The sequence below is a fragment of the Entomomonas sp. E7T21 genome, from assembly GCF_058693955.1.
The window spans coordinates 2373325-2387891 of the sequence record NZ_CP191672.1; the positions used below are offsets into that span (position 1 = coordinate 2373325).

The 14567-nt window shown below is 38.9% G+C and carries 15 protein-coding genes; 14 read left to right on the plus strand and 1 reads right to left on the minus strand.

Annotated elements, in window-relative coordinates; all coding sequences use genetic code 11:
• The 14 genes from eutJ to ACQVD9_RS11320 all read left to right on the plus strand — a co-directional run bounded on the left by eutJ (position 1) and on the right by ACQVD9_RS11320 (position 14270).
• Positions 1–843: an ethanolamine utilization protein EutJ gene (eutJ, locus tag ACQVD9_RS11255; RefSeq protein ID WP_264746048.1), complete on the plus strand. Its 843-nt coding sequence runs from the start codon at positions 1–3 to the stop codon at positions 841–843.
• Complete coding sequence (locus ACQVD9_RS11260) at positions 833–2032, plus strand: iron-containing alcohol dehydrogenase family protein (RefSeq protein ID WP_264746049.1); 1200 nt, start codon at positions 833–835, stop codon at positions 2030–2032. The genes eutJ and ACQVD9_RS11260 overlap by 11 nt, the downstream gene beginning before the upstream one ends.
• A 48-nt stretch (positions 2033–2080) precedes the next feature.
• On the plus strand, positions 2081–3349 hold the full coding sequence (eutH, locus tag ACQVD9_RS11265) for an ethanolamine utilization protein EutH (RefSeq protein WP_264746050.1): 1269 nt from the start codon (positions 2081–2083) through the stop codon (positions 3347–3349).
• A gap of 11 nt (positions 3350–3360) precedes the next feature.
• Positions 3361–4785 carry an ethanolamine ammonia-lyase reactivating factor EutA gene (locus ACQVD9_RS11270; protein ID WP_264746051.1) on the plus strand — a complete coding sequence of 475 codons (1425 nt, stop codon included), beginning with the start codon at positions 3361–3363 and terminating at the stop codon, positions 4783–4785.
• A 13-nt stretch (positions 4786–4798) separates the two neighbouring features.
• The gene (locus ACQVD9_RS11275) at positions 4799–6160 is read left to right on the plus strand and encodes an ethanolamine ammonia-lyase subunit EutB (RefSeq protein WP_264746052.1); all 1362 of its coding nucleotides are present in this window, start codon (positions 4799–4801) and stop codon (positions 6158–6160) included.
• Between the two features lie 15 nt (positions 6161–6175).
• The gene (eutC, locus tag ACQVD9_RS11280; RefSeq protein WP_264746053.1) at positions 6176–7075 is read left to right on the plus strand and encodes an ethanolamine ammonia-lyase subunit EutC; all 900 of its coding nucleotides are present in this window, start codon (positions 6176–6178) and stop codon (positions 7073–7075) included.
• Positions 7076–7090: 15 nt separating this feature from the next.
• The gene (gene eutL / locus ACQVD9_RS11285) at positions 7091–7747 is read left to right on the plus strand and encodes an ethanolamine utilization microcompartment protein EutL (protein ID WP_264746054.1); all 657 of its coding nucleotides are present in this window, start codon (positions 7091–7093) and stop codon (positions 7745–7747) included.
• 13 nt (positions 7748–7760) lie between these two features.
• Entirely contained in the window at positions 7761–8396 is a 636-nt protein-coding gene (locus ACQVD9_RS11290) for a BMC domain-containing protein (RefSeq protein WP_264746055.1), read from the plus strand.
• On the plus strand, positions 8393–9730 hold the full coding sequence (locus tag ACQVD9_RS11295; protein ID WP_264746056.1) for a 4Fe-4S dicluster domain-containing protein: 1338 nt from the start codon (positions 8393–8395) through the stop codon (positions 9728–9730). Before ACQVD9_RS11290 ends, ACQVD9_RS11295 begins: the two co-directional genes overlap by 4 nt.
• A 3-nt stretch (positions 9731–9733) precedes the next feature.
• Positions 9734–10282 carry a BMC domain-containing protein gene (locus ACQVD9_RS11300; protein ID WP_264746057.1) on the plus strand — a complete coding sequence of 183 codons (549 nt, stop codon included), beginning with the start codon at positions 9734–9736 and terminating at the stop codon, positions 10280–10282.
• A 35-nt stretch (positions 10283–10317) separates the two neighbouring features.
• Entirely contained in the window at positions 10318–11403 is a 1086-nt protein-coding gene (gene eutR / locus ACQVD9_RS11305; RefSeq protein ID WP_264746058.1) for an HTH-type transcriptional regulator EutR, read from the plus strand.
• A gap of 599 nt (positions 11404–12002) precedes the next feature.
• Positions 12003–12248, plus strand: coding sequence for a hypothetical protein (locus tag ACQVD9_RS11310; protein ID WP_264746059.1), 246 nt, complete (start codon positions 12003–12005; stop codon positions 12246–12248).
• A gap of 316 nt (positions 12249–12564) precedes the next feature.
• The gene (locus ACQVD9_RS11315) at positions 12565–13008 is read left to right on the plus strand and encodes a LexA family protein (protein WP_264746060.1); all 444 of its coding nucleotides are present in this window, start codon (positions 12565–12567) and stop codon (positions 13006–13008) included.
• Positions 13008–14270, plus strand: a complete 1263-nt coding sequence (locus ACQVD9_RS11320; RefSeq protein WP_264746061.1) for a Y-family DNA polymerase — start codon at positions 13008–13010, stop codon at positions 14268–14270. The genes ACQVD9_RS11315 and ACQVD9_RS11320 overlap by 1 nt, the downstream gene beginning before the upstream one ends.
• Positions 14271–14297: 27 nt before the next feature.
• Here ACQVD9_RS11320 and ACQVD9_RS11325 read toward each other — a convergent pair whose 3' ends face one another.
• Positions 14298–14531, minus strand: coding sequence for a hypothetical protein (locus tag ACQVD9_RS11325; protein ID WP_264746062.1), 234 nt, complete (start codon positions 14529–14531; stop codon positions 14298–14300).
• Between the last annotated feature and the right edge of the window lie 36 nt (positions 14532–14567).

The window sequence follows — 14567 nt, forward strand, 5'->3', positions numbered from 1 at the left end:
ATGTCCCAAAGAGATATCGATCAATGGTTAAATCACCGCTTACAATTAGCGGAGAAGCAACTACGTGAATCTGATAAAAAACCAGAGCACCCTCTCAAGGAGTGGTTTTTAGGTATCGATTTGGGTACTTGTAATATTGTATCAATCGTCATAGATAAAGATGCTAATCCGATAGCTACTCGCCTTGATCAGGCTGATGTAGTGCGTGATGGTATCGTTTGGGATTTCTTTGGGGCTGTATCGATTGTTAAAAAACAACTCGCTAGCCTACAGGAGCAATTGGGTGTTGAGTTTACCAAAGCTTCAACCTCTTTTCCTCCTGGGACAGACCCCAGAATCTCTGTCAATGTTTTAGAAGCAGCTGGACTTGAGGTGACTCATGTAATTGATGAGCCCTCTGCCGTTGCTAATATGTTGCACTTAAAAAGTGCGGCTGTAGTAGATATTGGTGGTGGAACCACCGGTATTGCTGTCATTAAAAATGGTAAAGTTGTCTATTCAGGTGATGAGGCCACGGGTGGTCATCATGTTTCACTGACTTTAGCAGGCAACCTTAATCTACCTATTGAACAAGCAGAAACAAAGAAAAAAGAACAAGGTACAGAAATTTGGCCTATTGTACGTCCTGTTTTTGAAAAAATGACTGATATTGTTCACGATCATCTACAGCAATATCCAGTAGAAGAGATTTATTTATCAGGTGGTTCTTGTGCACTACCTGGTGTTGGTGTGTTATTTAGCCAAGCATTTCCTGAGCAAAAAGTAATACTACCTACCTTGCCTATCTTCATTACTCCCTTAGCCATTGCCGTTTGTGGAATGGAGGATAATCATGCAGATTAACGAAGTCAGCCATGTAATTTATCGTGCTCTTGATTTAATTAATGCCCAGTCAGTACGTGAATTTACTGTGCCACCACAAACCTTTATTGGTGCAGGTGCATTAGCACGTTGCGGCGAAGCTATGGCTGAGCGCGACCTGAAATGTGTATTTGTGATGGTTGATGGTTTCCTACACAAACAAGGCATAGATGAAGGTTTATATCGCTCTTTAGAAGGCGCCAATATTAAATATGAAATCATCACCTATGCTGGTGGTGAACCAACTACTCAAATAGTTGAAGCAGCAGCTAAACAATTGTTAGCTGCGCAATGCGATAGTGTACTTGCATTAGGCGGTGGATCTGTTTTAGATGCCGCTAAAGCGACTGCTATGTTAGCAGCTAATGTTGATTTACCTATTGAGAATTTAGCCAATAAAGCCATTAAATTAAAAAAACGTCTACCTCTGATCGCTATTCCTACTACAGCAGGAACAGGCTCAGAAGCAACTAATATTGCAGTTATTACTGATACTACAAATGATGTAAAACAAGTATTAGTTCATCCACAACTAATACCTGACTTAGCTATTATTGATGCTTGCTTAACTTTAGGTGTGCCCTCTGAAATTACTGCGATTACAGGAATTGATGCACTTACTCATGCCATTGAAACCTATGTAGCTTGTCATGCAACACCACTTACCAAAGGTTTTGCCTACAGAGCAATTACCTTAATTGGTGAAGCACTACCCCATGCAGTAGGCCAAGGTAATGATATTCCTGCTCGTGAATCAATGATGCTTGCCTCTTATATGGCAGGCATGGCTTTCTCCAATGGAGGACTTGGTCTATGCCATGCAATGGCACACCAAATTGGTGGTAAATACCATATTCCTCATGGCATGTGTAATGCCATTATGTTGCCTGCTGTTATGCGCTTCAACCAATTAGTTTGCAAGAAAGAATATGCTGAAATCGGTCATGCATTAACGGGTAAACAAATAGAAGCAGAAGACACTATTAAAGCTATACAACAGCTTATATATGACGTTGGACTTTGTAAAAAATTAGGAGAGTTTGGAGGGTCTCCTGAGGATATCCCGCAGCTTGCCGAAGCGGCTATGCAAGATATCTGTTTAACAACTAATCCTCGGACAGTAACACAAGAGCAAATAATTGCAGTTTATCAAGATGCATTAGCCTCTTAATAAACTAACAAGAAGGTTTAATTTTTATAATGAGTAGGAGTTCGGCTAATGGGTATTAATGAAATTATTGTCTATATCATGATGGCCTTTATGATAATAGCAGCCTTTGATCGTATCCTTAACCAGTTTGGGGGCTCAGAATCTATTCTTAGCAAGATTGGTTTAGGGAAAGTGGGTAAAGGTATTGACGGTTCAGGTAGTCAATTTGAAGAAGGCTTTATGGCGATGGGAGCCTTAGGGTTGGCAATGGTCGGAATCACTGCTTTAGCCCCTGTTATTGCCACTTATTTAGGCCCCTTAGTTAAACCTCTGTATGAAGCTGTAGGTGCTGATCCATCAATGTTTGCTGGCACTATATTAGCTTGCGATATGGGTGGTTTCTTCCTTGCTAAACAATTAGCCACTTCAGATGCCGCAGCCTTATATTCAGGTATCATCTTAGCGGCTATGATGGGTCCAACCATTGTATTTACTATCCCTGTAGCACTTGGCATCATTGATAAATCTGACAGACGTTACCTAGCTTTAGGTGTCTTAGCAGGTATCGTCACCATCCCAGTAGGCTGTATTGCTGCTGGTTTAATAGCCATGTTCTCAGGTGTAGAACTTGATGGCCGCCCTGCAACGTTTACTTTCGTATTTATCTTAGTCAACATGATTCCAGTAATCATTATTGCAGCACTGATTGTTTTAGGTTTAAAACTATTCCCTGAAAAAATGATCTCTGGCTTCCAAGTTTTTGCAAAAATCTTAGTGGGTATCATCACTGTTGGCTTAGTAGCAGCAGTATTAAAGTTTACAACAGATTGGACCTTTATTCCTGGTATGGATCCTATTTTCAGTACTCAATCACCAGCTGCTGATGATATGCGCGCCATGGAAGTTATTGGTTCCATTGCTTGTATCTTACTAGGTGCTTACCCAATGGTATTCCTAATCACTCGCTGGTTTGGAAAGCCTTTAATGAAAGTGGGTGGCCTATTGAAAATGAATGACATTGCAGCAGCCGGTATGATCGCTACCTTAGCAAACAATATCCCAATGTTCAGTATGATGAGCAGAATGGATGAGCGTGGTAAAATTATTAACTGTGCATTTGCTGTATCTGCCGCCTTCACCTTAGGTGATCACTTAGGTTTTGTTGCAGGTATTGGTGTATCCACCATGATCTTCCCAATGATCGTAGGTAAGTTAGTCGGTGGTATTACAGCTGTTGGTGTAGCGATGATGATTGCACCTAAAACCTCTGCTCCAATGAAGGTAGAAGAAGTTGATATTGTTGTTGAAGAAACTTCTTTTGAAGCAGAAGCTAAATAAGGAATATTAAGATGGCTACCACAGTAATTCGTAGTGTAGGTATAGATATAGGTACTACCACTACTCAGGTGATCTTCTCTCGCCTAGAGTTAGTAAATCGTGCCGCTGTATCACAAGTACCTCACTACGAGTTTACTAAACGTGAAATTCTTTACGAAAGTCCTGTAATCTTTACACCTATAGATTTTGAGGGACGTATTCGTGAAGAAGAGCTATTGTCATTTATTCTAGATCAGTACCGTACTGCTGGTGTTACCCCTGAAGAAATTCAGTCTGGCGCTATCATCATCACAGGTGAAACGTCCAAAGCACGTAATGCACGCCCTGCAGTATTGAAACTAGCAGAAACACTAGGCAACTTTGTTGTAGCCACAGCAGGCCCACACTTAGAATCAATCATTGCAGGACAAGGTTCAGGAGCGAGTGAATTATCACGCACTACCATTGGTCGTGTATTAAATATTGATATCGGTGGTGGCACTGCTAACTATGTATTATTTGAAGATGGCGAGGTGGTTGACTCTGCTTGTCTTAATATTGGTGGACGTTTATTAGAAACAGATCAACAGGGTCGTGTGGTACGTGCACATGCTCCTGGTAAACTAGTCTGCCAAGCCTTGTTTGGTAATCAAGATCCACTAACACTTAATAGACAACAACTTGTACAAGTGACAGAGTTGATGGCTGATTTACTTTATCAAGTGACTATAGGACAACCTTCTGATCTAGCCAAACAACTATTAATGACAGATGCCCTCCCCACTTCAGGATTGTTAAATGCATTAACTATTTCAGGTGGTGTTGGTACTTGCGTTTATCAGCCAGTAACCGACGATCAACTATTTAAATTTGGGGACATTGGCCCATTACTAGCTCGTGCTATTGCGAAGCATGCTGGTTTCGCTAAGTTGCCTTTAAAAGCACCTAAACAAACTATTAGAGCTACTGTCATTGGAGCTGGTGCACATACCTTATCACTTTCTGGTAGTACTATTTGGTTAAAAGAAGTTCCTTTACCAATTCGTAATATTCCAGTTATTCATACCAGAGTAAGTGGTGTATCACTTAACCCAGAGGAGCTTCTTACAGCTTGGCAACAAGCATTAATACAACATGATTTATCTGCTGAAACTGACTCTTATGCTTTAACGCTCCCTGCTGATACACCTGTAACTTATCAGGCTATTCAGTTATGTGTTAAAGCACTAGGTGATTTTTCACAACATTATCCCAATTCTCAGCCACTTATCGTGATTGCTCAACAGGATCTCGGTAAAGTACTAGGGATGTTACTACAACCACACTTAGGGGGTAGAACATTGGCCGTCATTGATGAAGTAGTAACCCGAGAAGGCGATTATATTGATATTGGCAACCCATTATTTGGCGGGGAAATTGTACCAATCACCGTTAAATCATTGGCATTTCCTTCCTAAAGGAGCGTAATTAATGAAACTTAAAACCCAGCTTTTTGGTCAAAGCTATCAATTTAAAGATGTTAAAGAAGTTTTAGCAAAAGCTAATGAGCCACGCTCTGGCGACGAGTTGGCAGGTGTTGCTGCCACATCATCACAAGAACGTGTGGCGGCAAAGCAAGTGCTATCTGAAATGACTATTGCAGATGTTCGTATGAATCCAGTGGTTCCATATGAAGAGGACTGTGTTACTCGCCTTATTCAAGACAATGTGAATGAGACGTCTTATAACAGTATCAAAAATTGGACCATTGGTGAGTTACGTGAGTATATTCTCTGTGATGACACCACTAACGATGATATCGCTTTCTTACGTAAAGGTATAACATCTGAAGTAGTTGCGGCAGTTGCTAAAATATGCTCTAACGGTGACTTAATCTATGGTGCAAAAAAAATCCCTGTAGTAAAAAGAGCTAATAACACTATCGGCTTACCAGGCCATTTTGCTGCTCGTTTACAACCTAATGATACTCGTGACAATGTTAAAAGTATTGAAGCGCAGATTTATGAAGGTTTATCCTATGGTTCAGGTGATGCCGTAATTGGTGTAAACCCTGTAACGGACGATGTGGAAAACTTACGTCGTGTTTTAGATACCATCTATGAAGTTATTGATAAATTTAAAATCCCTACCCAAGGCTGTGTTTTAGGTCATGTTAGCACTCAAATGGAAGCTATTCGTAAAGGTGCTCCCGGTGGTTTAATCTTCCAAAGTATTTGTGGTAGCGAAAAAGGCTTAAAAGAATTTGGTATTAGCCTAGAAATGTTAAATGAAGCACAAGCAATTGGTAGAGAATATAATCGTATTGCTGGTAGTAACTTCTTCTACTTTGAAACAGGCCAAGGCTCTGCTCTTTCTGCAAATGCCCACTATGGTGCTGACCAAGTAACCATGGAAGCTCGTAACTATGGACTGGCTCGTCACTATGATCCTTTTATGGTGAACACCGTGGTTGGTTTTATTGGCCCTGAGTATCTCTACGATGGTCGTCAAATTATGCGCGCAGGTTTAGAAGATCACTTTATGGGTAAATTAAGTGGTATTTCTATGGGTTGTGACTGCTGTTATACCAATCATGCCAATGCAGATCAAAATGTTAATGAAACACTTTCTATCTTATTAGCATCTGCTGGCTGTAACTTTATTATTGGTATGCCTTTAGGTGATGATATTATGCTTAACTATCAAACCTCTGCGTTCCATGATACTGCTATGATACGTCAATTACTAAACCTACGCCCTTCTCCTGAGTTTGAACGTTGGTTAGAAAGCATGGGTATTATGAGTAACGGTCGTTTAACCAGTGCTGCTGGTGACGCTTCACTATTCTTCTAAGAGGGGTAATAAATCATGGATCAAAAACAAATTGATGCGCTTGTTCGAGAAGTAATGAGCAAACTTGATGTGAAAGGTAATAGCACATCTTTTACTACCACTCAAAATGTTGGGCAGGCTAGTAATAATGTGACTAATGAAGCGGTTGAAAGTTGCTCTATTGACTTAGGTTCTCAGGAAGCTAAACAATGGATTGGTGTACAACACCCTCATAATCTAGAAGTGTTACAAGCGTTAAAAAACAATACTGCATCACGTGTTGGTTCTGGTCGTACAGGTGTTAGACCTAGGACAAATTCATTACTACGTTTTTTAGCTGATCACTCTCGCTCAAAAGATACAGTACTTAAAGAAGTACCTTCTGAGTGGGTACAAAAACAAGGTTTATTAGAGTTACAATCTGAAGTTCACGATAAAGATCAATACTTAACCCGTCCTGATATGGGTCGTATTTTAAGTGATGATTCTGTTAAAATTTTACTTGAGAAATGCAAAAAAAATCCTCAAGTACAAGTAGTGGTTTCAGATGGTTTATCTACTGATGCTATCCTTGCTAACTATGAGGAAATTCTACCTCCTCTACTAGCTGGTTTACAAAGTGCTGGTTTAGATGTAGGTACTCCATTTTTCGTCCGTTATGGCCGAGTAAAAATTGAAGACCAAATTGGTGAAGTACTAGGCGCTAAAACAGTTGTTATGTTAGTGGGTGAAAGACCAGGTTTAGGCCAGTCAGAAAGTTTATCTTGTTATGCTATTTATAGCCCAACTGTAGCTGACTCTGTTGAAGCGGATAGAACTTGTATCTCAAATATTCACCGTGCAGGTACTCCACCTGTAGAAGCAGCAGCAGTTATTGTTGATTTAGTTAAACGTATGCTAGATAAGAAAGCGTCTGGCATTGGCTTAACCCGTTAATAAGGAGGCAATATCATGCCTACATTAGACCTAATAAGACCCAGTGTTAAAGCCGTTAGATTAATTGCTTCACTGCAAGAAGATTTTCGCAAAGAGCTAAAACTACCCGATCATATCCGTAGTTTAGGTTTAATCACAGCTGACTCTGATGACGTGACTTATATTGCAGCAGATGAAGCGACCAAACAAGCTCAAGTACAAGTGGTATATGGTCGCTCATTATACGCAGGTGCTGCAAATGCTCCATCACCAACTGCTGGAGAAGTATTAATCATGTTAGGTGGTCCTAATCCTGCTGAAGTTCGTGCAGGTTTAAACGCGATGATTGCTACTATTGAAGATGGCCCAGCGTTCCAATGGGCAAACGACCAAGAAGATACTGCTTTCTTAGCGCATGTAGTATCACGCACTGGTTCTTACCTTTCGGAAATGGCTAACATTCCACTAGGCGATCCTATTGCCTACTTGGTAGCACCACCACTAGAAGCTACTTTTGGAATTGATGCTGCATTAAAAGCAGCTGAAGTTGACTTAGTTTGTTATGTACCACCTCCATCTGAAACCAACTATTCAGCGGCATTTTTGAGAGGTAGCCAAGCTGCCTGTAAATCTGCTTGTGATGCATTTGCTGAAGCAGTTTTAGAAGTAGGTCGTAATCCTATCCAATCTTAGGCAAGGAGTTAATATGATAAACGCATTAGGACTGTTGGAGGTAAGCGGCTTAACCGCCAGCATTGAAGCTGCCGATGCAATGCTGAAGGCAGCTCAAGTGCGTCTAATCAGTCAAACCGTAACCCCGCCTGGGATGATTACTTTAGTGATTGAAGGCGATTTAGCTGCTTGCCGTGCTGCATTGGATGCAGGCTCAGCAGCAGCCAGTCGTTTAGGCCAAGTTATTATACGTAAAGAGATAGGCCGTCCAGAAACAGATACAGAATGGTTTGTTCTTAATCTTCAACAACCACAAACTGCTGTTAGTGAAGCTAAAGCGCCAACAACTAAACCTGTTGCGCCTAAAGTAGTAACACCTGCTACAGAAGTCGCAGTGACCAAAGCTACGCCTAAAGCAGCGCCAGAGAAAGCTGCTAAGCCAGTAGTTGAAACAACTACTGAACTTAAAGTTACCGAATCTGATGAGATAAATGAAGTAGCGCTTATCAAGCTTATTGCCAAACATCCACAAGGCCGTAATTTAACTGATCTTATGAACCATTTTAATGTTTCTAAGACAGAAATTAGTGCGTTGTTAAAAAATTGTGTTGGTGATGGTAAATTACGTCGAAAAGGTAATCGCTACTATATCATTGAGGCTAAAAAATGATTACTGAAATTGATGCTGCCACCATACGGCAACGTGTACAACAAGCAGGTATTGTTGGTGCTGGTGGCGCAGGTTTCCCTACACATGTTAAATTAAACGCTGAAGCTGAAATTTATTTAGTGAATGGTGCTGAATGCGAACCTTTATTAAAAGTAGATCAACAACTAGCTGCTCGGCAAGCTGATGATCTAGTCCGTGGTTTGCAATATGCCATGAAAGCTACAGGTGCTAAAGAAGGTATTATTGCTTTAAAAGCTAAATATCAAGAAGCTATTACTCAACTTGAACCTTTATTACCTGCTAATATTCGTTTACATATATTAGAAGATATTTACCCAGCTGGTGATGAAGTTATTACCATTTGGTTAGCAACAGGTCGTAGAGTACCTCCTGCTGCCCTACCCTTATCAGTAGGTGTGGTAGTAAATAATGTACAAACATTAATCAATGTTGCCTATGCCGTAGAAAATGAAACACCTGTAACAGACCGTACTTTAACCGTCAACGGTATGGTTAAACAACCTATTACTCTAACCGTACCTTTAGGTACTACCCTAAAGCAAGTTTTAGATTTAGCAGGTGGCCCCACTATTAGTAATCCTGCCTTTATTAATGGTGGCCCTATGATGGGGGCATTAGTAGAATCATTAGATGAACCTGTTACTAAAACAACAGGTGGCTTATTGGTATTACCTGATGATCACTTATTGATTCGCCGTCGTAAGCAAAATATGCAAAGTGTGGTAGCGATGGCCAGAACAGTATGTGAACAATGTTGTTTATGTACAGAACTATGCCCACGTCATTTAATTGGGCATGAATTACCTCCTCACTTAATTGTACGTGCAGTTAATTATCAAAAAGCTGACGAGGCCTCTATTCTACTATCAGCACTTACCTGCTCAGAATGTGGTATTTGTGAAGCCTATGCCTGCCCTGTTGATATTTCACCTATGCGTTTGAATCAAGCCTTAAAGAAACAATTCCGTGAACAAGGTGGTCGCTATGAAGGTGAACTTCGTCCAGCAGATCCAATGGCACGTTATCGTCTATTACCTATTAAGCGCCTTATCAGCCGCTTAGATTTAGATAAGGTCAACCATAAAGCACCTTGGTTTGATACCAGTTGGCAACCTATCAAGGTAACTTTGCCCGTTAGACAACATATTGGCGCACCTGCAAAACCAGTTATTCAAGTAGGTGATAAAGTAACCAAAGGGCAATTATTAGCAGAGATGGCAGAGGGACAACTTGGTGTACCTCTTCACGCTAGTATTACAGGCTTTGTACAACACATTGATGACCAAAATATTGTTATTGCTCAGGAGTCATAATAAATGCATCATGCAATTGGGTTAGTAGAACTAAATAGCATTGCTAAAGGCATACAAGTTGCAGATGCAATGTTAAAAACAGCTGATGTTACTTTACTGACTGCAAAAACTATCTGTCCAGGTAAATATATTGTCATGGTAGGTGGTGATGTAGCAGCAGTTAAGCAATCTGTAGAAATTGGCGCAGAGGAAGGTGGTCATCTATTAGTTGATCAATTCATCTTACCTAATATTCACCACTCTGTATTACCTGCTATTAGCGGTGTTACACAAGTTGACTCACAACAGGCATTAGGTGTTGTAGAAACTTATAGTGTGGCAGCTTGTATTGAAGCAGCTGATAGTGCAGTAAAAGCAGCCAATGTCACATTAATTAGAATCCATATGGCCTTTGGTATTGGTGGAAAATGTTACTTAGTATTAACAGGTGATGTAGCTGATACTACTACTGCAGTGAACACTGCCAGTGCTAATGCAGGTGAAAAAGGATTACTTGTTTATAGTATGGTTGTACCAAGACCCCATAGAGATTTATGGCAACAACTGCTATAGTATAGATAACTGTTTTTTTATCTATGGTGGTTGTTATGAATAATAAAATCAAGGATATTGATTTACACCATTTAATTGTTGATCCTATCGACGGCAAGTCTACTGTTGACGAAAAAAACTTTACGCCCATTGTTGATTTACATAATGTCAATGTGCGTAAAACTGATGATGTTTATCAACATGCGTGTAATATCACTGCATGGCAGCAACTTTATGACCAATTAAAACCTGGCCAATTTACTGGTCAGTTAGATGAATGTTGGTTAGAGGGTGTGCAATTCTTTAAAGAATATACTAGCTCTGCATTACGTCAATCTTGTATGGTTTGGCCTAATGCAGTTTGGCTAGGTATACCACCTGATACAGAAACCACTGATGGTTATATTGGATCACAAGCTATTTCACCGCAGACAATAGCTATTCGAGAAGGTGGTAAAGAATTTGAATTGAACACGCCCGATGACTATACCATCATGGGCTTAGTAGTAGACTTAGAGCTGTTAACAAACCATATAAGCTCTCTCTATAAAGAGCAACAAGATACCTTATTTCCTCTAATGCGTAATACAACACTACAAGTTAACGCATTCCAGAAACAATATATTTGCCATCTTATTCAACAAGCATTAATTGCGGGTGCACAATATTCAGAGTTAACCACTAACCCAGCCACATTAAAAACACTCCGGCAGGATTTATTAGATAGCCTAGCAGGCTTATTACTCAACTCCCATCAAGTTGATAATAAGCGCTCTCGTACTCGAGAAAATTACCAAAAGATTGTTACTAAAGCCCGTGACTATGTAATAGGACATCCACAAGACGTTATCACTGTCGCTAATCTTTGTGAATATCTTCATGTTAGTCGCCGCACCCTACAAAATTGCTTTCACGCTATTTGGGGAATTAGTCCTAATACTTATTTAAAAGCAATCCGACTCAATGCTGTACGCAGAGAGTTAGAAAGCCGTTACTCGAAACATAAAACTGTACAAGATGCAGCTATGGCTTGGGGCTTTTGGCATATGAGTCAATTCGCGATGGACTATCATATGCTATTTAGTGAGTTACCTTCTCAATCATTAGCTTCAAGAGGCAATCTCCAAACCTATTGGTTATAGCTTAAAAATTCATTTAGTACAGTGCTTTAATAAGGTTGTTTTTATAGTTTCTACTGTTGAAAAACGACCTTTTCCTTACGCTGTTTACCTCATGTTCTATTTGTTTTCAGCTTCTGTTTTTAATTTTTCTAACAGCAAATTTAGCTTCTAATAAATTTAGAGTAAGTTTACCACACCCCTACAAACTCAAGAGACACATATAGTGAGAGCTCTATCTAATTAAGGTAAATTGATTTAATGGGGCGACTTTTATAGTAAGCCCTGCTACCTAGCGACAAAGGAGCTAGACATCACTTTTTCACCTAAACATTTTATGCAGTGCATTTTAGATTCTACTAAACTTCCTCTGTGGTGGCTTGATAACAAACTTTGGTATCATAAGCTCCATCAGTATAAATAGCCTCTATCTTTTGTTCTGGATTAATTTGTTGTAATAGCTCTGGAAAAACTTATTAGTCTCCTGTATCCATGTTTTGAGCGTACTTACACTTAAGTTTTTTATAAATCGCTTATTTAGTTTGAAATAACTGTGATAAAGTGATTTATCTTTTTATCACTTTACACTCTATTTTAGAATATTGTATACAGCATACGAATTAATGAAAAAAAATATCTTATCCTTTTTCTATATGCTTTCTATTGGATTATTAAACGGTATCTATAGTTATGCTTCAGCTACAGAACCAACTATGAATAACTCTGAACAAGCAGCTAAATTAAGAGTATTTACCTCATATTCGATTAATGATACAACATGGTTCGTCTCACTATCTGACATTTACCCTTATGAGAAAGGTGTGCTAAAACCTGACAATGATAAAGATGAATTTAGAAGAACGTATTAATATTATGCAATGGTGGAGCAACTATATTACTTATAATAAAGAACATGGCTACATAGCCCCCTATCAATTCAAAAATTAATAATAAATAAGCTGGCAGTTACTCTCTTAATTTATCAACTCTAGATTATCTTTCCCTTTTTTGACTATTTTAGAGAAATAGCTAACTTGACCGCCATAAATATTTATCTATATATTTAACTCATAGTAGTATGTAGTTTTAATCATACTATCTCTTTTAATAATCCAACAATGAGCATGATGCCGCTTAGGGATTTTTAGTCTACAGGATTTCTATAGTTTTTTTGGAGATTTTAACTTGCACAAATCTGGTTTTATTGTGCTTGGTGGTGTACTTGAATCTGAAAATCGGTATCTGCCATTTGTAAATAGTCCTGTTAGGGCTGGTTTTCCTTCCCCTGCTGATGATTATCTTGAAACTAAGTTAGACCTTACTGAACATCTTATACAACACCCTAGTTCTACTTATTATATTAGGGCTGTTGGCGACTCTATGATTGAGTACGGTATATTTAGTGGTGATCTACTGATTGTAGATCGTTCTCTTGAGCCGAAAATTAGTGATATTGTAATTGTAGCTATAGATGGTGAGTTAACCTGTAAGCAATTGGCTTATATGCCTAATTCGCTTTGCTTAGTATCTGGCAATCCTGAATACCCTACTATTCCTTTAGAGGATAAAGATGTTCATATATGGGGCGTTGTGATACATGCTATTCATTCTTTAAGGGGTAGAAGTTAGTGATTGGCCTTATTGATTGCAATAACTTTTATGCTTCTTGTGAGCGTGTTTTTAATCCAAAGCTTGAAGGCAAACCCGTAGGTATTCTCTCCAACAATGATGGGTGTGTAATAGCTCGTTCTAATGAGATTAAGCCTCTTGTGCCTATGGGTATGCCTGCTTTTAAAATTCCGCCTAATATTCGTAAACAGATTACCCTTTTAAGCTCTAATTATGAGCTATATGGTGATATGAGTCGTAGAGTTTTTGATACAGTCAGAGAACATACTGCTGATTTAGAGATTTACTCAATAGATGAAGCTTTTATCCACTTAGAAGGCTTTGGTAATCCTGTGGAGTACTGTAAACGTTTAAGGGCTATTATTAAACGCAATACAGGTATTCCAGTCAGTATTGGTCTTTCCTCGGCACGTACTCTTTCAAAAATAGCTAATCATGTGGCTAAAAAAAATCCTGATTATGAGGGCGTATGTTGGTTGCATCCTTCTGATTATAAACTTGAAGAACTATTAAAGCAGTTGCCTGTTAGTGAAATATGGGGCGTTGGCTATCGAATAGCTAACAAACTGCAGGCAATGGGCATAAAAACAGCATGGCAATTAAAAGAAGCTGATCCTAAATTTATTAGAAAAAAATTCTCAGTTGTTCTTGAACGTACAGCATTGGAATTACAAGGTACTCCATGCATTGAACTTGATGATCTCGATACACCTAAAAAGAATATTATGACTTCTCATAGCTTTAGACGTTTAACAGGTAGTCTCTACGACCTACACGAAGCTATTAGAGTTCATGCTAGTCGTGGAGCTGAGAAGTTAAGAAAACAAAACTCTGTTGCTAGAGCTGTATTAGTATTCTTAAAAACCAATCGTTTTAGGGATGATTTACCCCAGTATAACCCTTCTATAGTTGTTCCTCTTCCTTATCCAACTAATGATACGAGAGAGATCATTAAAACAACTCAAGAAGGATTAAAAGCTATTTACAGAAAAGGCTATTTGTTTATGAAAGCTGGTGTCATGATGCTTGATCTAACTGATAAGGATATTGAGCAGTTTGATATATTTTCAGCATCACAGGATAGCGAAGAACGTCAAAAATCAGATACATTAATGAATACCATTGATTCAATTAATAGAAAAATGGGTAGAGATACTATTAGAATAGGTGGTATTAGACAAAATGCTGCTTGGAGTATCAAAAGGGATTTGCTAAGTAAACGTTATACTACTAGATGGGATGAGTTACCAGTAGTTAAATAAGCCCATCATATGATGGGCTTATTGTATTTAAAGAGTTGCTGGGCAGCCATAAACTGCCATTATCGATTTTACTTCTTTAGTATCTGTAGCAACCCATACCCCTGCTACTGGATCATATTCCTCTAAAACACGCTCATATGCACAATAAACAGTACCAACAGCAATTAATTTCCAACTTGTCCATCTTTGCTCCTGTGCATAAGAATTAATTGATATTAAAGTAAATAATGACATTATAAATGCGATCATAATCTTTTTCATTTAGTTCTCCTGAGAGGCTAGCATTATCTTATAAAA